Raw genomic sequence first — 19950 nt, forward strand, 5'->3', positions numbered from 1 at the left:
CACGGCGCACCTCCCGTGATGCACATGCTCGACATCGAACGCGTGAGCTGGTCTCCCGGCGGCGCGATCACCGTGCTCGATTCGGTGACGCTGAGCGTGGCCGACGGCGAGTTCGTCGGGCTGGTCGGCCCGAACGGCAGCGGCAAGACGAGCCTGCTGCGCTGCGTGTTCCGTTATGCGCGGCCCGATGCCGGCCGTGTCGCGCTCGATGCGCAGGACGTGTGGCGCATGCGGCCGCGCGCGGTCGCGCAGCGCGTCGCGGTGCTGCAGCAGGAGACGCCGGACGATTTCGGGCTGACGGTCGACGAACTGGTCGGATTGGGGCGCACGCCGCACCAGCGGCCGTTCGATGCAGAGACGGCGGACGATCGCCGGATCGTCGAATCCGCGCTGCACGACGTCGGCCTCGTCGAGCGCCGTGCGCAGCGCTTCGCGTCGCTGTCGGGCGGCGAGAAGCAGCGCGCGCTGCTGGCCCGCGCACTCGCTCAGCAGCCCGAACTGCTGCTGCTCGACGAACCGACCAACCATCTCGACCTGCGCCATCAGCTCGAACTGCTCGCGCGCGTGCGGCGCCTCGGCATCGCGACGCTCGCCACGATTCACGACCTCAATCTCGCGGCCGCGTATTGCGACCGGCTCTACGTGCTCGCGCACGGCAGGGTCGTCGCGTCGGGCGTGCCGGCCGACGTGCTGACCGAAGCGCTGCTGCGCGACGTGTTCGGCGTCGCCGCGCTCGTCGATCGCCATCCCGTCACGGGCCGGCCACGCATCACGCCGCTTCATCCGGAATGATTGCCATGCCGTTTCCTGTCTTGTCCTCTGCTTTGTCGCCTGTATTTCGCCGGCTGGTTGCCGCGACCGTGCTCGGCTGCGCGGCCGCGCATGCGGGCGCCTATCCCGTCACCGTGCGCAGCTGCGATCGCGACGTGACGTTCGAGCGCGCGCCGACGCGTGCGGTGAGCAACGACGTGAACCTGACCGAGATGATGCTCGTGCTCGGCCTGAAGGACCGGCTCGTCGGCTACACCGGGATCGGCGGCTGGAAGACGGGCACCGCACGCGTGCGTGAAGCGCTGCGCGGCGTACCCGAACTGGCGAGCCAGTATCCGTCGCTCGAGGTGCTGGCGGCCGCGCGCGCCGACTTCTATCTCGCGGGCTGGAACTACGGGATGCATGTCGGCGGCCCGGTGACGCCCGCGACGCTCGCGCCGTTCGGCATCCGTGCGTACGAGCTGACCGAATCGTGTTCGCACGTGATGAAGCAGGCGGCCGCGTCGTTCGACGACGTGTTCCGCGACCTGAACAATCTCGGCCGGATCTTCGGCGTCGACGCGCGCGCCGCGCAGGTCGTCGCGTCGATGCGCACGCGTCTCGCGGCGGTGTCGCGCACGATCGGGCATCCGGAGCCGCTGCGCGTGTTCGTCTACGACAGCGGCACCGACAAGCCGATGACGGCCGGCGGGCTCGCGATGCCGACCGCGCTGCTGGCGGCGGCCGGCGCGCGCAACGTGATGGCCGACCTGCCGCGCAGCTGGACGCAGGTGAGCTGGGAAAGCGTGGTCGCGCGCGATCCGCAGGTGATCGTGATCGTCGACTATTCGGCCGTGACGGCTGCGCAGAAGCAGCAGTTCCTGCTGAGCCAGCCGTCGCTCGCACGGGTGGCCGCGATCCGCGACCGGCGCTTCATCGTGATTCCCTACGATGCGGCGACGCCGGGCCCCGAGAACGTCGCGGCCGTCGAGACGCTGGCGCGCGCGCTGTATCCGGCCGCGTTCGCCGGGCCGGCGCGATGAGCGTGCACGCGCGTGCAGCGCGGCCCGCCATGCGCGTGGTGCTGCCGGCGCTGGCGCTGCTGCTGATCGTGTCGATCGTCGCGTCGGCCGCGTTCGGGCCGGCGCCGATCGCGATGCCGGCGGCGGTGCGGATCGTCGCCACGCATATCGTGTCGGCGTTCGGCGAGGCCGGCGCAGTGGCGGCGGGGGCGGGCGACGACAGCATCGTCTGGCTGATCCGGATGCCGCGCGCACTGCTGGCCGCGATCGTCGGCGCGACGCTGGCGGCGGTCGGCGTCGCGCTGCAGGCCGCGACCGCGAACCGCCTGGCCGATCCGCACCTGCTCGGCGTGAGTGCGGGGGCGATGCTCGGCGCCGTCGCGGTCACCGTGATGGCCGGTGCGGCGTTCGGCCCGTTCACGCTGTCGGCTGCCGCGTTCGCGGGCGCGCTCGCGGCGACCGCCTGCGTCGTCGCGCTCGCTTACCGGCGCGGCCGGCTCGAATCGGACCGGCTGCTGCTCGCGGGGGTCTCGGTGTCGTTCATGATGGCCGCGTTCGGCAACCTGCTGCTGTATCTCGGCGACCAGCGCGCCGCGTCCTCCGTGCTGTTCTGGATGCTCGGCGGCGTCGGGCTGGCGCGCTGGGATCTGCTGCCGGTGCCGGCCGTCTGCGCGGCGCTCGCCGGCGGCGCGTTGTACGCGCGCCGGCGCGAACTGAATGCGCTGATGTCGGGCGATGTTGCTGCGGCTGCGCTCGGCGTGCCGAGTGCGCGGCTGCGGCGCGAGGTGTTCGTCGTCGCGTCGTTCGCGACGGGCGCGATGGTGGCGGTGAGCGGGGCGATCGGCTTCGTCGGGCTCGTGACGCCGCATCTGTGCCGTCGCGTCGTCGGCGCCGAGCATGGCAGGCTGCTGCCGGTGGCCGCGCTGACGGGCGCGATCCTGCTCGTCTGGGCCGATGTGGCCGCCCGCACGCTCGCGGCGCCGGAGGATCTGCCGATCGGGATCGTGACTGCGATGTTCGGCAGCCTGTTCTTCGTCGCGCTGCTGCGCCGCCGCTGAGCGGCGCGCAGGTCAGGCGACGGCGGCCGGGGCGCCGCCTGCCGCGCGCTTCATTGCCGCGGGAGGGCCATGCCGGTGCTGGCGCCGAACGCGTCGGCATGCGAGAGGGGCTCCGGCAAGTCGAACAGGTTGTCCGGCAGCGACAGCGCGGGCAGCGTGATCACGAAGCGTGCGCCGCCGAGCGGTGAATCCTCGAGCCGCACGTCACCGCCATGCACCTGCGCGACGCGCCGCACGATCGCGAGCCCGAGCCCGAAGCCGCCGGTCTGCCGGTCGCGGCTGGAGTCGAGCCGCTGGAACGGTTCGAACACGCGGGCGCGTTCGGCGGCCGGAATGCCGGGGCCATCGTCGTCGACGCTCAACACGAGCGCGCCGGACGCGTTGTGCTCGGCGGCGAGTAGCACCGTGCGCGAGGCGTAACGTGCGCCGTTGCGGATCAGGTTCAGCAATGCACGGGCGACCAGCTTCGGGTCGCATACGTGGGTCGCGGGCGCGTCGAGGGCCGACACGTCGAGCGTGATGCCGCGATCGACGATGTCGTTCGCGACGTTGCCGGCGACACTGTCGAGCAGCGCGTCGACGACGACTTCCATCGGCGCGAGCTGGCTTGCACCCTGTTCGAGCCGGCCGATCGTCAGCAGCTCGGTGACGAGCTCGTCGAGCTCGCGCACGTCGCGCCGCAGCGCGTCGCGGCGTTCGCGCATCCGGGCCGTTTCGTCAGGCTCGGCGAGCAGCGCGAGCCCGAATTCGAGCCGCGCGAGCGGCGTCTTCAGTTCGTGCGAGATGCCGTGCATCATTTCGCGCTGCTGCTTGATCGACGCCTCGATGCGCTCGGCCATGTCGTTGAACTGCTGCGACAGCTCGTAGATGTTCGACTTGCCGGACAGCTTCACGCGCGTCGACAGCGTACCGGCGCCGAATGCGCGGGCGGCTTCCTGCAGCCTGCGCAGGTCGCGCCAGTGATAGTGAATCCACAGCACCACCGCGAACAGCGTGCTGAGCGCGAGCAGCATGTACGCATAGATCCTGATGTCGAGGCTGAATGCCTCGATCGGCCGCGCATGCAGCACCGAACCATCCGCGAGCGGCATGTAGTAATCCTTCGCGTCGTAGCTGATCGCGATCAGGCCGGCGTCGAGATCGCGCAGCGGCTCGCCGCTCAATTGCGCGCGGGCGGTGGCCATCGGCATGAAGTCGAACCGTTCGTTGCCGTGCTTCGCGAGCTCGCGCAGCGCCACCTTGCGCTGCTCGCCCGGATGGCGTTCGAGGTAGTCGTTGAGCACGAACGCGTAGGTCGTCAACGCGTCGCGCTCCGCCTGCGCGCTGCGATCGTAGAAGATCCGGTCGAACGACAGCTGGATGAAGATGATCGACGCCGCGACGAACAGGATCACGACGAGGTACAGCCGAATCAATGGGCGGAGCATTTATTCGTCCCACGCGGAAGGGCTGAACAGGTAGCCGCGGCCCCAGATCGTCTTGATCTTGTGCGGCTCCGACGACGCATCCTCGAAGCGGCGGCGCAGCTTCGAGATGCCGGAATCGACCGAGCGATCGAGCCCGTCGAACTCGATCCCGCGCAGCTGCTTCAGGATGTCGTCGCGGCTCAGCACGGTGCCGGCCGCGCGCGCGAGGATCAGCAGCAGGTTGAATTCGGCGGTCTTCAGGTCGACCGGCTCGCCGCGCCACGTGACGGTGCGGTTTGGCGGCGAGATCGCCAGTTCGCCGAACACGAGCGCTTCGGGCGCGGCCACCGGCGCTTCCGCGACGGCCGGCTGCGCGCGGCGCAGCAGCGCGCGGGCGCGGGCGACCAGCACGCGTGGTTCGATCGGCTTCGTCACGTAGTCGTCGGCGCCCGTCTCGAGGCCCGCGACCTGGTCGTAGACGTCCAGGCGCGCAGTCAGGATCAGCACGGGGACGTTGGTGAACGCGCGGATGCGCCGGCAGACTTCCATGCCGTCGAGGTTCGGCAGCATCAGGTCGAGTATCACGAGGGCCGGCTGGTGCTCGCGCACCGCGGCGACGGCGAGGTCGCCGCGTCGCACGATCGTCACCGCGAATTCATAACCGTCGAGGTATTCGCGGACGAGCTGCGCCAGGCGGTCGTCGTCTTCGATCAGCAGTACACGGTATTTGAGTGGGTCTTCGTTCATGGTCTCCTCGAGGCGCACGCGCCAACGCACGCCCGGGCAAGCCGGTGCGTGGCGCGGCACGCGAATTCTATCCGGCGCATCGAAGGCCGGGGGAGCGGGGCGACAATCTCGAACAATCGAACACAATTGAGCACAGATTCTCCGAATATTCAGGACAGTCGCGGCGCAGGGCGGCACCTAGACTGCGGGCTCCGTCACTTTTATCTCAATATTGTGCGCCCACTACTCCGCCGCTACCGCTATTGCATGCCGCTCGCCGGCCTGACCCTTGCCGCCGCCGCCCACGCGGAAAACCAGTATTCGTTGTCGCTGGGTGGCGGTATCGCGCCGCGCTACCCGGGCAGCAACCAGTCTCGCGGCGTCGTCGCGCCGGGGTTTTCCGCGAAGTTCGGCAATGGCTTCTTCATCGACAGTACCCAGGGCGCCGGTTACCGGCTGGACCTGCCGCACGGCGCGTTCGTGTCGGCGGCGGTGAGCTATGACCCGGGTCGAGCCGACGAGAACCGCCTCGACTTGCCGGGCTCCGACTACCTGAAGGGCATGGGCCGGGTTCCGGGCTCGGTGCTGGTCGGCGTGCGCGCGGGCGTGACGCTGTTCAACGCGGCGGAACTGAGCGTCACGATCGACTCACCCGTGACGCATACGTCGCGCGGCGTGTCGGGGCACATGGATCTCGCGGTGCCGGTGTTCAAGACCGCGCAGCACGAGATCATCGTGACGGGCACCGTGCATGCGGGCTCGGGGCGCTACACGCAGACGTTCTACGGCGTGACCGATGCGCAGTCGATGACGAGCCGGTTCCGGCCGTATTCGACGCGCGGCGGGATCGACAGCGCGTCGATGGCGCTCGCGTGGAACTGGACGCTGTCGCAGCACTGGTCGGTGCTCGCGACCGGCGGCGTGACGCGATTGCTCGGCCGCTACGGCGACAGCCCGATCGTCCAGTCGCGCAGCAACTACTACGCCATCGCGGGCGCGACCTACAAGTTCTGAGCGAATCGTCGCGGCACGCATCGTGTGGCGCGATCGGCCTGCACGTGCCGTCACGCCGCGCGGCGTGCGGTAACATGCAGGCGGCTTCGGCGGCAGGCCGAACCCGCGGCTGGGGACACGCGGAATCGGCGTGGCCCGGGCGCGCGGACCGAACATGCATGCAACGCCCGGTCGGCGGGAACGCCGCACAGGTTCCACCGGGCGCAACAGGGAGAATCCGATGAAGAAGACGATCGCGATGATGATGGCGCTGGTTGCGGGCGCAACGTTTGCGGGATGCACGGACATGAAAACGAAGAATGCGACCGCGGGCGGCATGGTGATGAATGGCGAGCCTGCACGCACGTCGCAGGCCTGCAAGGCGGACGCGGGGCCGGACGACGCGCTGGTCGGCAAGACCGAGGCCGATGCGGCGGCGCAACTGGACGGCTGCCTGTGGCGCGTGCTCGAGCGCGACGGCAAGTCGTTGCCGGGCACGATGGATTACCGGCAGGAACGCCGCAATCTCGGCATTCGCGACGGCAAGGTGATCTGGGTGCGGCGCGGGTGAGCGGTATGGCCGGCGGCGGCGTGTGTGCGGGTATGCGCGTGAATGTGGTCGGCATGCGTGCGGTGTCCGGGATTGCCGCGTTTGCGAGGCTGTCGACGCAGACCAGGGCAGGGGCCCGCGCGCTGACACTGGCGGTGCTGGGCGTGCTCGGCATGCTGGCCGGATGCGAACGACATGACGGCGCAGCATCGTCGGCGCGTCGCACCGTTTGCGTCACCGGCTATAACGAGTACACCCGCAAGCTTCACGAGTTCTGGCTCGACGGCGAACACAAGTCCGGATGCTTCGGCAATCCGTCCGCGCGGGAAGTCGGTGAAGCCTTCGGCGGGGGTGGCGGGTTCGCTTGCGGCTGCAAGGTCGCGCCGGGGCAAACAGTGAAGCTCGCGTGGGTGTTCGCGCAACCGCTGGACGAGATCGAGCGTGGCGTCGCGGCGGAACACAAGACGATCGACGTGACGATTCCGCAGCCGGAATCGTCGACGTCGCGCTATTTGCGCGTGTATTTCAGGAAGAACGGCACGGCCGAACTGCAATGGGTGGACGACATGAACGCGCCCAAGCTGCCGCCGACCGTGGCGCAATGATCGCCGCGCGACGCGCGCGATCGGCGGTGCGCTACTTCGAGATGTACCACAGCGCATCCGCGCTGGCGCGCGACGGCTGAGCGGCTGCAGCGGGCACCTGGGCCGGCGCGGGCGGCGGCGTGTTCGACGTGATCGCGGTCGGCAGCGTGGCCGGCATGTTCGCGGTCGACGGCGAGGCCGCCGCGGTTCCCGACGTCGAAGGCGTATTCACGTACCACAGCGCATCGGCCGACGCCGTGCGCTTTGCCGCGGTCGCTGCCGCCGCCGGATTGGCTGCCGTATTCGTCGCCGTATTCGCCGACTTTTTCGACCCGGCGGCCGCAGCCGCGCCCCCCGTCCCGGCCTGCGCCGTCATCCCGGCGCCATTGCCCGCGCTACGCTGCGCGCGTGCCTCGAACGGCCCGAGCTGGAAGATCAACGTTTGCGCGGGACGTGTCAGGACGGCATACGGAAACTGCAGCTCCCACGACATCAGCACGCGCCCGGACGACGTCTCGGTGAAGATCGCCGGCACGTGCTTCATGTCGCTGAACTGCACGTAGATCCGCGCGCCGTCGTCGAACACCTGGGTCGGCTTCGCCTGGTCCGCCCCCGTGACCGTCCATCCGAAGTTGTATGAGCCGGCCGGGCCGGCGGGGCCGCCCTGCGGCGGCGGAGGCGGCGGAGCCGACGAAATGGTGCGCGGACGCGTGACCTGCTGCGGGGCGGACACGCTCAGGCTCGCGAACGGGTTGTACGCCTGGGCCTGTTGCGGCGGCGTAAAGGACGGTGGAAGGATGGGCATGGGAGTATCCGGCGAATCCGGCATGGTCCGGATTGCATCATAGACCTTGCGCGCATACGCGAGGCGCTTGTCGGGCGAGGCGGAGTTGTACGCGCCGATCGCGTTCCAGTTGGCGCCGAGTTGGCGAATGTTCTGCGACAGGATCCACGCGCCGACGTACGCGTTCGTGCAGGCATCGAACAGGCTCTCCCGCGTGATGCCTTCGCGCGCGAGCGTCGGCAGCCAGGTGCTGTTGATCTGCATCAGGCCGATGTCGACCGTGCCGTTCGTGTTGGTGTTGACGGCGCTCGGATTCATGCCCGACTCGACCTGCGCGATGCCGCGCATCAGGCTGACGCTCACGTGCTGGAACGCGGCCGCGTCGTCGAGGCAATCGGCCCGCGCGACACCGGCGAGCGCGCACGACAGCGCAATCGTCGCGGCGATTTTCAGCGTATCTCGGCTGATCGAACGGGTTGTCTGACGCGGCATGGCAGGATGGGGCGGAAACCGGCCGCCCGGTGCAAGGAAATTACGCAGACGCGAAGTGTGCCATAGCGCGCACGCAAATGGCTCACGTCAAACTTTCCTTTGCATTTGCCCATGCGTTCGCCACGCATTTTTATCGCGTCGGATCACGCGGTTCGGCGAAGCATTATCGGTAAAAATGGCCGGATTTTCGCGCGAATACCAGCGTAATGGCGGGGCCGGAATACTGACGCGTCGCGTCATTTACTCGCGGAAATCGGTGCTGAATCAAACCGGATGGAAATCGCGCTGAAGTCGATATCCGGGATGAAAAGGGAAGGGCGATTCAAAAGCAACGGCGGCCGAAGCCGCCGTATCGGTGAAAGCGCACCCGACCGGCCGCGCGGCGCGCAGCCGGCCGTCTCGCATCAGAAGCGGTGCCGCAGGCCGAGGTTGACCATCGTCTGCGAGCTCGTGCCCGCATAGCCGTACGAACCGATCGACGCCTGCGCGGCCATCGAGCCGCCCTGGCCGTCGCCGGTCTGGCCGCTGGCGTGCTGGTACGCGGCGGTCAGGTAGACGTCGGTGCGCTTCGACAGGGTGTAGTCCGCGCCGGCCGATACCTGGTGATAGGTGGCCGACGTGTCGCCGCCCGAGCGCGTATAGCTGTAGCCGACGCCGACCAGCAGCGCATTGGTCGCCTGGTAGTTCACGAAGCCTTGCCCGGTGTTGTAGTGCTCGTTCGAGCCGAACACCGAGCTGCCATCGCGGCGGTACTGCGCGTTGCTGTAGCCGAGGCCGACCGTGAACGGGCCGGCGACGTACTGGCCCGCGATGCGCGCGATGCCGATCGAATGCGCGCTCGCATAGCCGCTGTTGACCGGGCCGTCGAACGTGCCGTCCGACGAGCTGGTCCAGCCGGTGCGCTGCGTGTTCGACGCGGGGCTGTTGGTCGTGTGGAAGTAGCCGCCCGCGACGCTGAACGGCCCGTTGCTGTACGACACGGCGGCCGAATACGAATTCGCGGCGCCGGTGCTGCCGGCGATGCCGCCGAACGAGTACATCGCCGAGAACTGCAGGCCCGAATAGACGGCCGACGTGTACTTCACCGCGTTGTCGACGCGGAAGCTGTTGTCGTAGTTGTCGACGTCGCCCGCCGTTGCGAACACGCTGCCGAGATAGTTGTCGGCGGTGATGCCTTGCACGAGATCGACGAGCGGATCGTACTGGCGGCCGAACGTGAGCGTGCCGTAGCGGTCGCTCGTCAGGCCGACGAACGCCTGCCTGCCGAACAGGCGGCCGCCCTGGCCCATCCGGCCGTTGCTCGGGTCGAAGCCGTTCTCGAGCTGGAACAGCGCCTTGAGCCCGCCGCCGAGATCCTCGGTGCCTTTCACGCCCCAGCGGCTGCCGGCCAGGTTGCCCGCGCTGCTGTTGCCGAGCATCCACGCGTTGTCCTTGCCCTGCGCATGATTCACGTAGGTGATCGACGTGTCGATCACGCCATACAGCGTGACGCTCGACTGCGCCTGCGCGACGGGTATCGCCGCGAATGACGCGACGGAAATCAGCGAGAGGGTCGTGCGTTTCATTGTCATCTCCTTGCGCATTGGCTTGTGTGCGTGATCCGGAATGGCAGGAGACTACCGAGCCCGATTAAAACGGCAAAAATGAAATTCTCTTTTGTGGCCTGACGCAGACAGGGATGTCCTCCGATTGCCGCGATCGAGGGATTTGAATTGTTGAAAATTGCGTATCAATCGATTGGCATTTCGCGATTTGGCCATTGCGGCTTGCATATCTCGCGATAATTTCGGGCAATTCGCGGAGGAATCGGGATGGCCGGGATATTGTTATCGATCCGTCAAATAATTATTGAATGAATCGAATTGGCCCGGGTGTAATGAATGTGTTAATTACGCGGCGCGTGCGGCCGGCGACGGCCTCATGGTTGGGTGGCCGATTCCTCATCATGGGTGCCGCGCATGTGGAACGTCGTGCGTGTGTCACGCCGGCGTGACCGACAGCACCGCGCCGCCCGCCCCAGCGCAGCCATCACCCCCGCGCACCGAAACGCCGGTCGCCGATCTGGTTTTGTATATAATAATCATTCTCATTTACAAAATCGTTGACGCCTGCGCCTCCCGGAACCCGGCCATGTCTGCTGACAAGCTGTCTCTCCATCGAGAAATCGACGCCCTCTACACCGGCCATCACGCGTGGCTGCGCGGCTGGTTGAGCCGGAAGCTCGGTTGCGCGCACCGCGCGGCCGATCTCGCGCACGACACGTTCATGCGCCTGCTTGCGCGCGACGAGCCGATCGGCGCCGACGAGCCGCGCGCGTTCCTGACGACGGTCGCGCAGCGCGTGCTGAGCAATCACTGGCGGCGCGAGCAGATCGAGCGCGCGTATCTCGATGCGCTCGCACTGCGCCCCGAAGCGCATGCGCCGTCGCCGGAGGAGCGGGCCGTCGTGCTCGAGACGCTGCTCGAAATCGACCAGCTGCTCGACGGCCTGCCGCTCGCCGCGAAGCGGGCGTTCCTGCTCGCGCAGCTCGACGGGCTCACGCAGGCCGAGATCGCGCGCGAACTCGGCGTGTCGCTGGCGACGGTGAAGCGCTATCTCGTGAAGGCCGGCACGCAGTGCTTCTTCGCGATGGCGGCCTGACCGATGGCCGCCCCGGGAGCGCCGGTGGTGCCGCCGCAAGTGGCGCGGCGCGCGGTGGAATGGTGGGTCGACCGGCAGGCCGGCCGCACCGACGAAGCGTTCGATGCCGCGCTCGCGCGCTGGCGCGCCGAGGATCCGGCGCACGACGTGGCATGGCGTCATATCGAAGCGATGCAGCGCCGGTTCGGCGGGCTGGCGGCCGGGCTCGACCCGCAGGCCGCGCAGGCGGCGCTGCTGCCGCCGCGGGCGGGCCGCCGCCGCGCGGCCGTGAAGGCGCTGGCCGTGCTGCTGTGCGCGGGCGGTGCCGCATGGATGGCCGAACCCGCGCGGCGCGCGGCGATCTGGCCGGCGGACCTGCGCACGGCGGTCGGCGAGCGGCGCACGGTGACGCTCGCGGATCGCACGGTCGTCGTCCTCGATACCGACACGGCGCTCGACGTGCGCTTCGACGATACGGCGCGCGGCCTGCGCCTCTTGCGCGGCACGATCATGGTGACGAGCGGCCGCGACGAACGCGTGCCCGCGCGGCCGCTGGTCGTCGCGACGGCACAGGGCGAACTGCGGCCGCTCGGCACGCGCTTCGCGGTGCGGCAGCGCGACGGCGCGACCCGCATCGAGGTGTTCGCCGGTGCCGTGCGCGTGCAGCCCGACGATGCGATGGCCGACGCGCGCGTGATCGCAGCCGGAGAGGGCGCGGATTTCACGCGCGACACGATCGGTGCGCCGTCGCCGCTCGATGCGTATGCGTCCGCGTGGACGGGCGGCATGCTCGTCGCGTCGCGCATGCGGCTGGCCGACCTCGTCGCCGAGCTCGATCGTTACCGCCGCGGCAGCCTGCGCTGCGACGCGGCCGTGGCCGACCTGCGCGTGTCGGGCACCTATCCGCTCGACGATCCCGCGCGCGTGCTCGATACATTGAAGGCGACGCTGCCGATCGACGTTCACTACCTGACGCGCTACTGGGCGACGGTCGTGCCGGCCCGTTCGTGAGCGTTTCAAAAAATATTTCCGCTGACCTGAGCTGTTTCTCGATGTTCGCGTGACAGGGGTAGTGAAAGCAGCACTGGCCCATCGTCCACCGACCTCCCGATCATGGTTTCCATCCGTCTCACGTATCGGCGCCGTCCGGCGCCTGCCCGACATCTGCCGCGCGCGTCGCGCCCGGCCGCATCCGCCGCATCGGCCGCGCCGGGTCGCCTCGCGCGCCGGCTGGCCGGCGCCGTCCTGGTGTCGGCGCTGCTGCCGCTGCCCGCGCTGGCCGACACCGACACCGATGCGGCGCCGGCCGTGCAGCGCGCGGCGCGCCGTGCGTTCGACATTCCGGCCGGGCCGCTCGAAGCGGCGCTGAACCGGTTCGGCCGCGACGCGGGCATCCTGCTCGCGTTTCCGGCGGAACTGACCGCCGGCCTGACGAGCGGCGGCGTGCAGGGGCGCTTCGACGTCGACGGCGCGCTCGACCGCCTGCTCGCGGGCACCGGGCTCGTCGCGTTGCGGCAATCGGGCGGCGGTTACACGCTCAAGCGCGCGGACGGTTCGGTCGCACGGCCCGCGGCGGCCGGCGTCGCGGCGGGCGCCGAGTTGCCCGCGATCAATGTGCGCACCCGCGCGCTGCGCGCCGAAAGCTATCGCGCGCCGAAGGAAGCGGGCGTGCTGCGTTCCGAGATCCCGCTGCTCGACACCGCGCAGGCCGTCAACATCGTGCCCGCGCAGGTGCTGCGCGACCAGCGGCCGCGCAACCTGGACGATGCGCTCGGCAACGTCAGCGGCATCACGCAGGGCAACACGCTCGCAGGCACGCAGGACACGATCATGAAGCGCGGCTTCGGCGGCAACCGCGACGGATCGGTCATGCAGAACGGGATGCCGCTCGTGCAGGGGCGCGCGTTCAACGCGGCGGTCGACAGCGTCGAGGTGCTGAAGGGGCCGACGTCGCTGCTGTACGGGCTGATGGACCCGGGCGGCGTGGTCAACGTCGTCACCAAGCAGCCGCAGCTCAAGCGCTACAACGCGATCTCGCTCGGCGCGTCGACGTTCGGGCACGGCAAGAACGGCGGCAGCGCGACCTTCGATTCGACCGGGCCGGTCGGCGATTCGCGGCTCGCGTACCGGCTGATCGTCGACCAGTCGAACGAGCAGTACTGGCGCAACTTCGGCGAATACCGGCAGACCTTCGTCGCGCCGTCGCTCGCGTGGTACGGCCGCGATACGCAGGTCGCGGTGTCCTACCAGTACCGGAAATTCCATTCGCCGTTCGATCGCGGCACCGCGCTCGACCCGCGCACCAACGCGCCGCTCGACATTCCCGCGCGGCGGCGCATCGACGAGCCGTTCAACAACATGGACGGCGAATCGCACCTCGCGCAGGTGAGCGTCGATCACCAGTTCAACGCGGACTGGAGCGCGCATTTCGGCTACAGCTACAACCGCGAGACCTACGACGCGAACCAGTTGCGCACGACCGGTGTCGATCCGGTGAAGGGCACGATGACGCGCAGCAACGACGCGACGCACGGCTCGCTCAGCACCGACAGCTACGGGATCGGCTACGTGAACGGCAAGCTGATGCTGGGCGGGATGCGGCACGACGTGCAGGTCGGCTTCGATACCGAATACCGCCGCATCTACCGCAAGGACATGCTGCGGCAGGCCGTGAAGACGCCGTTCAGCTATCTCAACCCCGTCTATGGGCTGCTGCCGCCGTCGAGCACGGTGTCCGCGAGCGACAGCGACCAGACCGACACGCTGCACGATGCGTCGGCGTTCGTGCAGGACACGATCCACCTGACCGACAAGTGGATCGTGTCCGGCGGGTTGCGCTACATCACGTACAACCAGGTCGCGGGGCGCGGGCGGCCGTTCGTCGCGAACACCGATCTCAGCGGCTCGAAGTGGCTGCCGCGCGCGGGTGTCGTCTACAAGTGGACCGACACGTTCTCGCTGTACGGCAGCTATTCGCAATCGCTGAAGCCGTCGTCGTCGATCGCGCCGATGACGGGCTACATCATCGACGGTGCGACGCCGCCCGAGGAAGCGACCGCGTGGGAAGTGGGCGGCAAGCTCGACCTGCCGGGCGGCATGACGGGCACGCTCGCGCTCTTCAACATCGACAAGAAGAACGTGCTCGTGTCGCAGTACAACGACGCAACCAAGCTGACCGACTGGCGCACGTCGGGCAAGGCGCGCTCGCGCGGGATCGAGCTCGACGTGTCGGGCAAGATCGGCGAGCGCGTGAACGTGATCGCGAGCTACGCGTACATCGACGCGAAGACGACCGAGGATCCGCTGTACGCGGGCAACCAGCTGTGGAACGTCGCGCGTCACACCGCGTCGCTCGCGGCCGTCTACGACTTCGGCACGGTGGCCGGCGGCGACGACCTGCGCATCGGCGCGGACATGCGCTACGTCGGCGCGCGGCCCGGCGATTCGGCGAACAGCTTCACGCTGCCGTCGTACGTGCTCGCCGACGCATTCGCCACGTACGACACGCGGATCGGCAAGCAGAAGCTGTCGTTCCAGCTCAACGTGAAGAACCTCTTCAATCGCACGTACTACCCGTCGAGCGCGAACCGTTACTTCGTCGCGATCGGCGATGCGCGACAGGTGTCGCTGCTCACCACGCTGCAATTCTGACCATGCAATCGCCGCGCGGCCGTCACGGCGGCGCGCGGCTTCGGAGAAGATCCAGATGAACCGGAACATGAAGACCGGCGCCGTGCGCGCCGTGGCCGCGAGCGCTCGGCGCCGCGCAATGCGCGCGATCGCGGGCTCGGTGCTCGCGATCGGCGCGGGCCTCGGCCTCGGCGCAGGTGCCGCTACGCCTGCATTGGCGGCCGATGCACCACAGGCCGTGACGCGCGTCGCGATGCTCGTGCAGCTGCGCGGGCCGAACCTGAAGGTCGACGAACGCATCGTCCAGCATCTCGGCGAGCGCGGCTACGCGGTGCGCCTGATCGACGAGTCGTCGACGCCCGATGCGGCGCGCGATGCCGACCTGGTCGTGATTTCGTCGACGGTGTCGTCGAAGAACGTGCGACCCGGCTGGCGCACGCTCGACAAGCCGCTCGTGACCTGGGAAAACGACCTGCTCGACGATCTCGCGATGACGGGCAAGCGCCACGACGTCGACTTCGGCGAAACGGGCAAGGAGCGCTACCTGTGGCTCGTCAATGCACCGCACCCGATCGCGGCCGGGCTGCCGGCCGGCGCGACGAACGTGTACGGCAAGCAGGCGCCGATGAGCTGGGGCAAGCCGGGGCTCGGCGCGATCACGATCGCGACCGTGTATGGCCAGCCCGACAAGGCCGCGATCTTCGCGTACGAGAAGGGTGCGACGATGGACTACGAAGCGCTCGCGCCCGCGCGTCGCGTGATGTTCTTCCTCGACAACGACACGTTCGTGAACCTGTCGCCGGCCGGTGTCGCGCTGTTCGACGCGGCCGTCGACTGGGCGGCCGGGCGGCGCTGATCGGCAACGCCGGCGCTAGGCCGGCTGCCGTGCCGCCGCTTCGATCAGTTGCGCGAGCTTCTGCGCCGGCTCCGACATCGTGCGCCGCGCGCGATGCACGAGCCCGATGTCGCGGTGGAACGTGTGATGCCCGAGGTCGATCGCGCGTACGCCGGCCGGCCAGCGGCGATACACGGCGGTCTGCGGGACGATTGCGACGCCGACGCCGTTCTCGACCAGCTTGACGATCGCGTCGAGCTCGTCGAGCTCACACGTGTCACGCACCGCGATATGCATCTTCCTCAGGAAGCGGTCGACCTGTCGGCCGCCGAACGACGCGCGGTCGTAGCGCACGAACGGCTCGCGCGCGAGCAGCTCGGCCCAGTCCTTGCCCTTCACGCTGCGCGGCACGATCAGCCGGAACGGTTCCTGCACGAGGGTCGTCCAGTGCAGGTCGCTCTGCAGCGAAAACGGCGGCCGGATGATCGCGGCCATGTCGATTTCACCGGCGTCCACCCGGTTGACCAGCTCGATCGACAGCCCCGGGATCACGCGCGTCCGGCACGCGGGATCGCGGCGATGGAAATCGGCGAGCGCGGCCGGCAACAGCGCGCTCTGCACCGACGCGATCGCGCCGATCGTCACGCGCACGGCGGCCGGCGAGCCGGGCGACGTCGAGCTCAGGTTCTCGTACAGACCGATCAGCGCCTGCGCCTGGTCGAGCACGTGATGACCCATCTCGTTGAGCCGCGCCGAGCGGCCTTGCCGGTCGAACAGCGCGAAGCCGAGTTCCGCTTCGAGCCGCTGCATCTGCGCGCTCACGGCCGCCTGCGTGAGCCCGATACGGTTGCCGGCCGCGGCGAACGTGCCTTCCCGGGCGACGGCGACGAGGGTTTTCAGTTCGCGGATCATTCATCAATTTCGTTTGTGAATGACGCAACTATATATTGATTTAATTTCTGCTTGACCTTGACTACCATGGTGCCGTCCTCGCGCCACGCGAGCGTTCCATCACGAGGCCACCATGAGTCTTTCCCCGTTTCACCTGGCGATTCCCGTCTACGACCTGCCGGCCGCGCGCGATTTCTACGGCCGTGTGTTCGGGCTGGCAGAGGGGCGCTCGAGCGCGCAGTGGGTCGACTTCGACTTCTACGGGCACCAGCTCGTGATTCACGAGCATCCGAAGACCGCGTCGCAGGAAGGCGCGCATACGAACGCGGTGGACGGTCACGACGTGCCGGTGCCGCATTTCGGGATCGTGCTCGACTGGCCGAGCTGGGAAGCGCTGGCCGAGCGGCTGAAGTCGTTCGGCGTGACCTTCGTGATCGAGCCGTATGTGCGGTTCCAGGGGCAGGTCGGCGAACAGGCGACGATGTTCCTGTTCGATCCGTGCGGCAACGCGCTCGAGTTCAAGGCGTTCCGCGATATCGGCCAGTTGTTCGCGAAGTGACCGGCGGCGCGGTCAGCGCCGATTGACATTGGGTGCGAGAATGCGGCCTCCGGCCCGGTTGCGCGCCTGCGCACCGGCCGGCGCCGCGCCGCACGGCATCCGTCCGTGCGAGCCGTTCTCCAAGGAACCCGTATGGACAGTCACATCGCTCCGGTGGAGCTGAAGAAGGCCTACCGTCTCCTCAACCACGGCCCGACCGTGCTCGTGTCGGCCCGCCACGATGGCGTCGACAACGTGATGGCTGCCGCCTGGGCGTGCGCGCTGGATTTCCTGCCGCCGAAGCTGACGGTCGTGCTCGACAAGACCGCGAAGACGCGCGAGCTCGTCGAGCGCAGCGGTACGTTCGTGATCCAGGTGCCGACGGCCGCGCAGCTGCGGCTCACGCATGCGGTCGGCAGCCACAGTCTCGCGGAGCGCCCCGACAAGCTGCGCGAAGCGGGTGTCACGCTGTTCGACGTCGAAGGCCACGACCTGCCGTTCGTCGCCGGCTGTTCCGGCTGGCTCGCGTGCAGGCTGGTTCCGGAGCCGCACAACCAGCAGACCTACGACCTGTTCATCGGCGAGGTGGTCGCGGCGTGGTCCGACACGCGCGTGTTCCGCGACGGCCACTGGTATTTCGAATCGGCCGATCCGGCGCTGCGCAGCCTGCACTACATCGCGGGCGGCAATTTCTATGCGATCGGCGAATCGCTGCACGTCGATCCGGACGCGAAGTAAGCACCGATCCGGGCGCGCGGTTCACGCGCGCTTGTTCAATTCCGTCAGCATGGCTTCGGCGAACGCCTGCGCGACGCGCGGCAGCGTGCGGCCGCGCTTCGTGACGAGCGCGATCGGCCGCACGAACGCGGGGTCGTCGATCGGCTTCGCGACCAGCTCGGGCTCGGCGCGCACCTCGCGCGCGGTTGCCGGCAGGATCGTCACGCCGAGCCCGCCGCGCACCATCGCGACGGCCGTCATCATGTAGGTCGGCTCGCACGCAATGGCGGGCGTGCAGCCGGCCGCGTCCAGCGCGGCATCGACGACGCTGCGCACGCTCGTACCCCGTGCGGTGAGCACGAGCGGCACGGCTGCGACGTCCGCAGTGGTCAAGCGGCGCTTGCGCGCGAGCGGATGATCCTTCGGGCACACGGCGACGAGCTGGTCGGCGCCCGCATACAGCACCTCCAGCGACGCATCGAAGGTGTCGCCACCCGTCAAGCCGAGATCGGCTTCCTCGTTGCGCACGAGCGCCGTGACGAGGCTCGCGACGCCGTCGCGGATCTCGAAGCCCGCAAGCGGCACCTCGCGCCGGAACGACTGGATCAGCTCGGGCAGCACGCTGGACGCGAAGGTCGGCAGGCACGCGAGCCGCACCGTGCCGCTCGTGCCTTCGCCGAGCGCACGCGCGTCGCGCAGCACGCGCTCCATGTCGTCGAGCGAGTGTTGCAGCAGCGGCAGCAGCTCGCGCCCGGTCTGCGTGAGCGCGACGCTGCGGCTGTTGCGGTCAAACAGGCGCGCGCCGACGATCTCCTCGAGCCGGCGGATCTGCACGGTCAGCGCCGGCTGCGACAGATGCAGGCGTGCGGCCGCACGCGTGAAGTTGCCGGCCTGCGCGACGGTGACGAACGCGCGAATGTCGCGAAGATTCAGATCCATAACGGTTCGTGATTGCTGCGATCAAATCATTTCAATTGTGCTATCGCTGCGCCGACCTTACGCTCGTCTCCAACAAAAGACAAGGTAGGAGACACGGATGCTGCCGTTACTCGGGCTGGGCACGATCGTCGTGCTGCTGGCCGCGATTCTGTCGAAGCGGATGTCGCCGCTCGTCGCGCTGATCATCGTGCCGATCGCCGCGTCGCTGATCGGCGGCTTCGGGCTGCACACCAGCAAGTTCGTCATCGACGGGCTGAAGGGGCTCGCGCCCGTCGTCGGGATGTTCGTGTTCGCGATCCTCTATTTCGGGACGATCACCGACGCCGGCACGCTCGACCCGATCATCGACCGCATCCTGCGCGCGGTCGGCACGCGGCCCACGCGTATCGTGATGGGGACGACGCTGCTCGCGCTGCTGATTCACCTCGACGGCTCGGGCGCCGTCTGCTTCCTCGTGACGATTCCGGCCGTGCTGCCGCTGTACGACCGGCTGAAGATGGACCGGCGCGTGCTGGCCGCCGCGGTGTCGATGGCCGCGGGCATCAACTTCCTGCCGTGGACGGGGCCGATGATCCGCGCGTCGGCGTCGCTGCACCTGCCGGTCTCGGCGCTGTTCAATCCGCTGATCCCGGTGCAGGCGATCGGGCTCGTGTTCGTGTTCGGCGTCGCGTACTGGCTCGGGCGGCGCGAGGAGAAGCGGCTCGGCCTGTCGCGCGACGATGCGTCGATCCCGCTGCCGAAGCGCGAGCTGACGCCCGACGAGCAGGCGCTGCGCCGGCCGCACCTGTTCTGGTTCAACCTGGTGCTGACGCTCGTCGTGCTCGGCACGATGGTCGTGATGGGCGAGAAGATCCCGCCCGCGATCATGTTCATGGTCGGCCTGTGCATCGCGCTGATGGTGAACTACCCGGACGTCGACATGCAGAGAAAGCGCATCGACGCGCATGCGCGCGCCGCGCTGATGATGGCCGGCATCCTGCTCGCGGCCGGCGTGTTCACGGGGATCATGCAGGGCAGCGGAATGCTGAAGGCGATGGCGCAGGCGGCGGTCGGCTTCGTGCCGCCGTCGATGGCCGGCCACATCCCGGTGGTGCTCGGCCTCGCGTCGATGCCGCTCAGCATGCTGTTCGATCCCGATTCGTTCTATTTCGGCGTGCTGCCCGTGATCGCGGAAGTGGCCGGCCAGCTCGGCGTGCCGGCCGTGCAGGTCGGGCAGGCTGCGTTGCTCGGCCAGATGACGACCGGGTTCCCGGTCAGCCCGCTGACGCCCGCGACCTTCCTCGTCGTCGGCCTGTGCGGCATCGAGCTGGCCGAGCACCAGAAATTCACGTTCCCGCTGCTGTTCGGCGCCTCGATCGTGATGACGATCGCGTGCGTCGTGCTGGGCATCTTTTGATCTTTCCCGGCGGTGACCGC

Annotated in this window: 19 protein-coding genes; 13 read left to right on the forward strand and 6 right to left on the reverse strand. The window is 68.6% G+C overall.

Translation table 11 applies throughout. The annotated features are described in order from the left end of the window. The first annotated feature begins 18 nt into the window (after nucleotides 1-18). The 3 genes from CFB40_RS07205 to CFB40_RS07215 are packed head-to-tail and all read left to right on the forward strand — an operon-like array spanning nucleotide 19 to nucleotide 2830. Nucleotides 19-792, forward strand: coding sequence for an ABC transporter ATP-binding protein (locus tag CFB40_RS07205; RefSeq protein WP_256976649.1), 774 nt, complete (start codon nucleotides 19-21; stop codon nucleotides 790-792). Between the two features lie 5 nt (nucleotides 793-797). After that, nucleotides 798-1793 (forward strand): ABC transporter substrate-binding protein, encoded by a 996-nt coding sequence (locus CFB40_RS07210; RefSeq protein WP_373452672.1) that lies wholly within the window; start codon nucleotides 798-800, stop codon nucleotides 1791-1793. Then, entirely contained in the window at nucleotides 1790-2830 is a 1041-nt protein-coding gene (locus CFB40_RS07215) for a FecCD family ABC transporter permease (protein WP_179255257.1), read from the forward strand. Before CFB40_RS07210 ends, CFB40_RS07215 begins: the two co-directional genes overlap by 4 nt. Before the next feature lie 50 nt (nucleotides 2831-2880). Here CFB40_RS07215 and CFB40_RS07220 read toward each other — a convergent pair whose 3' ends face one another. After that, the gene (locus CFB40_RS07220; RefSeq protein WP_089430921.1) at nucleotides 2881-4257 is read right to left on the reverse strand and encodes an ATP-binding protein; all 1377 of its coding nucleotides are present in this window, start codon (nucleotides 4255-4257) and stop codon (nucleotides 2881-2883) included. Then, nucleotides 4258-4983, reverse strand: a complete 726-nt coding sequence (locus CFB40_RS07225) for a response regulator (protein WP_089431389.1) — start codon at nucleotides 4981-4983, stop codon at nucleotides 4258-4260. Between the two features lie 246 nt (nucleotides 4984-5229). Between CFB40_RS07225 and CFB40_RS07230 the strand changes: the two genes are divergently transcribed. The 3 genes from CFB40_RS07230 to CFB40_RS07240 all read left to right on the forward strand — a co-directional run bounded on the left by CFB40_RS07230 (nucleotide 5230) and on the right by CFB40_RS07240 (nucleotide 7110). Then, a complete protein-coding gene (locus tag CFB40_RS07230; RefSeq protein ID WP_089425103.1) occupies nucleotides 5230-5976 on the forward strand; it encodes a MipA/OmpV family protein in 747 nt (248 codons plus the stop codon). A 220-nt stretch (nucleotides 5977-6196) separates the two neighbouring features. After that, nucleotides 6197-6526 (forward strand): hypothetical protein, encoded by a 330-nt coding sequence (locus CFB40_RS07235; protein ID WP_039347574.1) that lies wholly within the window; start codon nucleotides 6197-6199, stop codon nucleotides 6524-6526. 38 nt (nucleotides 6527-6564) lie between these two features. After that, nucleotides 6565-7110 (forward strand): hypothetical protein, encoded by a 546-nt coding sequence (locus CFB40_RS07240; protein ID WP_256976570.1) that lies wholly within the window; start codon nucleotides 6565-6567, stop codon nucleotides 7108-7110. A 31-nt stretch (nucleotides 7111-7141) separates the two neighbouring features. Here the strand turns inward: CFB40_RS07240 and CFB40_RS07245 are convergent, their stop codons facing one another. Both CFB40_RS07245 and CFB40_RS07250 read right to left on the reverse strand, forming a co-directional pair. Continuing rightward, nucleotides 7142-8365: a transglycosylase SLT domain-containing protein gene (locus CFB40_RS07245; RefSeq protein ID WP_089430922.1), complete on the reverse strand. Its 1224-nt coding sequence runs from the start codon at nucleotides 8363-8365 to the stop codon at nucleotides 7142-7144. Between the two features lie 404 nt (nucleotides 8366-8769). Beyond that, nucleotides 8770-9930 (reverse strand): porin, encoded by a 1161-nt coding sequence (locus CFB40_RS07250; RefSeq protein ID WP_089425889.1) that lies wholly within the window; start codon nucleotides 9928-9930, stop codon nucleotides 8770-8772. 565 nt (nucleotides 9931-10495) lie between these two features. Between CFB40_RS07250 and CFB40_RS07255 the strand changes: the two genes are divergently transcribed. From CFB40_RS07255 to CFB40_RS07270, 4 genes are all read left to right on the forward strand, one after another. Continuing rightward, complete coding sequence (locus tag CFB40_RS07255) at nucleotides 10496-11005, forward strand: sigma-70 family RNA polymerase sigma factor (protein WP_089430923.1); 510 nt, start codon at nucleotides 10496-10498, stop codon at nucleotides 11003-11005. Between the two features lie 3 nt (nucleotides 11006-11008). Beyond that, complete coding sequence (locus CFB40_RS07260) at nucleotides 11009-11995, forward strand: FecR domain-containing protein (protein ID WP_089430924.1); 987 nt, start codon at nucleotides 11009-11011, stop codon at nucleotides 11993-11995. A gap of 102 nt (nucleotides 11996-12097) precedes the next feature. Then, entirely contained in the window at nucleotides 12098-14635 is a 2538-nt protein-coding gene (locus CFB40_RS07265) for a TonB-dependent siderophore receptor (RefSeq protein WP_089430925.1), read from the forward strand. A gap of 55 nt (nucleotides 14636-14690) precedes the next feature. Continuing rightward, nucleotides 14691-15470 carry a hypothetical protein gene (locus tag CFB40_RS07270; protein ID WP_089425108.1) on the forward strand — a complete coding sequence of 260 codons (780 nt, stop codon included), beginning with the start codon at nucleotides 14691-14693 and terminating at the stop codon, nucleotides 15468-15470. A gap of 15 nt (nucleotides 15471-15485) precedes the next feature. Here the strand turns inward: CFB40_RS07270 and CFB40_RS07275 are convergent, their stop codons facing one another. Further along, nucleotides 15486-16361 carry a LysR family transcriptional regulator gene (locus tag CFB40_RS07275; RefSeq protein WP_089430926.1) on the reverse strand — a complete coding sequence of 292 codons (876 nt, stop codon included), beginning with the start codon at nucleotides 16359-16361 and terminating at the stop codon, nucleotides 15486-15488. A 112-nt stretch (nucleotides 16362-16473) separates the two neighbouring features. Between CFB40_RS07275 and CFB40_RS07280 the strand changes: the two genes are divergently transcribed. Then, nucleotides 16474-16899, forward strand: coding sequence for a VOC family protein (locus CFB40_RS07280; protein ID WP_011351673.1), 426 nt, complete (start codon nucleotides 16474-16476; stop codon nucleotides 16897-16899). Nucleotides 16900-17031: 132 nt separating this feature from the next. Continuing rightward, entirely contained in the window at nucleotides 17032-17616 is a 585-nt protein-coding gene (locus CFB40_RS07285; RefSeq protein ID WP_089430927.1) for a flavin reductase family protein, read from the forward strand. Nucleotides 17617-17637: 21 nt separating this feature from the next. On the opposite strand, the gene CFB40_RS07290 is transcribed toward CFB40_RS07285, so the two are convergent. Then, nucleotides 17638-18534, reverse strand: a complete 897-nt coding sequence (locus CFB40_RS07290; RefSeq protein WP_089430928.1) for a LysR family transcriptional regulator — start codon at nucleotides 18532-18534, stop codon at nucleotides 17638-17640. Between the two features lie 97 nt (nucleotides 18535-18631). On the opposite strand from CFB40_RS07290, the gene CFB40_RS07295 reads away from it, so the two are divergent. Further along, nucleotides 18632-19930, forward strand: coding sequence for a CitMHS family transporter (locus CFB40_RS07295; protein ID WP_089430929.1), 1299 nt, complete (start codon nucleotides 18632-18634; stop codon nucleotides 19928-19930). The last annotated feature ends 20 nt before the right edge of the window (nucleotides 19931-19950 follow it).

The sequence above is a fragment of the Burkholderia sp. AU31652 genome, from assembly GCF_002223155.1.
In the GTDB taxonomy this organism is placed as follows: Bacteria; Pseudomonadota; Gammaproteobacteria; order Burkholderiales; family Burkholderiaceae; genus Burkholderia.

Excerpts from the sequence above, each read along its gene's own strand:
- CFB40_RS07260 (WP_089430924.1), top strand. The coding sequence starts at position 11,009 with ATGGCCGCCCCGGGAGCGCCGGTGGTGCCGCCGCAAGTGGCGCGGCGC.
- CFB40_RS07250 (WP_089425889.1), bottom strand. The coding sequence starts at position 9,930 with ATGAAACGCACGACCCTCTCGCTGATTTCCGTCGCGTCATTCGCGGCG.
- CFB40_RS07290 (WP_089430928.1), bottom strand. The coding sequence starts at position 18,534 with ATGGATCTGAATCTTCGCGACATTCGCGCGTTCGTCACCGTCGCGCAG.
- CFB40_RS07220 (WP_089430921.1), bottom strand. The coding sequence starts at position 4,257 with ATGCTCCGCCCATTGATTCGGCTGTACCTCGTCGTGATCCTGTTCGTC.
- CFB40_RS07225 (WP_089431389.1), bottom strand. The coding sequence starts at position 4,983 with ATGAACGAAGACCCACTCAAATACCGTGTACTGCTGATCGAAGACGAC.
- CFB40_RS07205 (WP_256976649.1), top strand. The coding sequence starts at position 19 with ATGCACATGCTCGACATCGAACGCGTGAGCTGGTCTCCCGGCGGCGCG.
- CFB40_RS07210 (WP_373452672.1), top strand. The coding sequence starts at position 798 with ATGCCGTTTCCTGTCTTGTCCTCTGCTTTGTCGCCTGTATTTCGCCGG.
- CFB40_RS07215 (WP_179255257.1), top strand. The coding sequence starts at position 1,790 with ATGAGCGTGCACGCGCGTGCAGCGCGGCCCGCCATGCGCGTGGTGCTG.
- CFB40_RS07230 (WP_089425103.1), top strand. The coding sequence starts at position 5,230 with ATGCCGCTCGCCGGCCTGACCCTTGCCGCCGCCGCCCACGCGGAAAAC.
- CFB40_RS07235 (WP_039347574.1), top strand. The coding sequence starts at position 6,197 with ATGAAGAAGACGATCGCGATGATGATGGCGCTGGTTGCGGGCGCAACG.
- CFB40_RS07255 (WP_089430923.1), top strand. The coding sequence starts at position 10,496 with ATGTCTGCTGACAAGCTGTCTCTCCATCGAGAAATCGACGCCCTCTAC.
- CFB40_RS07280 (WP_011351673.1), top strand. The coding sequence starts at position 16,474 with ATGAGTCTTTCCCCGTTTCACCTGGCGATTCCCGTCTACGACCTGCCG.
- CFB40_RS07275 (WP_089430926.1), bottom strand. The coding sequence starts at position 16,361 with ATGATCCGCGAACTGAAAACCCTCGTCGCCGTCGCCCGGGAAGGCACG.
- CFB40_RS07245 (WP_089430922.1), bottom strand. The coding sequence starts at position 8,365 with ATGCCGCGTCAGACAACCCGTTCGATCAGCCGAGATACGCTGAAAATC.
- CFB40_RS07265 (WP_089430925.1), top strand. The coding sequence starts at position 12,098 with ATGGTTTCCATCCGTCTCACGTATCGGCGCCGTCCGGCGCCTGCCCGA.
- CFB40_RS07285 (WP_089430927.1), top strand. The coding sequence starts at position 17,032 with ATGGACAGTCACATCGCTCCGGTGGAGCTGAAGAAGGCCTACCGTCTC.
- CFB40_RS07295 (WP_089430929.1), top strand. The coding sequence starts at position 18,632 with ATGCTGCCGTTACTCGGGCTGGGCACGATCGTCGTGCTGCTGGCCGCG.
- CFB40_RS07270 (WP_089425108.1), top strand. The coding sequence starts at position 14,691 with ATGAACCGGAACATGAAGACCGGCGCCGTGCGCGCCGTGGCCGCGAGC.